This window comes from Mesorhizobium sp. (genome assembly GCF_005063415.1).
Taxonomy (GTDB): domain Bacteria; phylum Pseudomonadota; class Alphaproteobacteria; order Rhizobiales; family Rhizobiaceae; genus Mesorhizobium.
In genome coordinates, this window is the sequence record NZ_SUEG01000404.1 from 1 (window position 1) to 276 (window position 276).

Sequence of the window (276 nt, forward strand, 5' to 3'; positions counted from 1 at the left end):
AGACCTTCATCACCATGATGAACATGGGATCCCCGACCAATCCGGATTTTACGAATACCTACAATCCGGCCAACACGCATATCGACTATTTTGGAATAGACCCCTATCCGGTGCGCACGGGAACGGACACGGTCGACTATGACATGATCGATCGAGCCGTGGCTGCAGCGGTGAAATCCGGCATCCCGGCTAACAACATCGTTCCGGTCTATCAGGCCTTTGGCGGCGGTAACTGGGAGACTTCCGACGGCGGAAGACAGGTCATGCCCACCCCCG

1 pseudogene is annotated in these 276 nt (G+C 56.2%); it reads left to right on the forward strand.

Annotated features, from left to right (window positions below):
* Nucleotides 1-276, forward strand: a pseudogene (locus E5W70_RS32815) (calcium-binding protein); the annotation flags it as partial.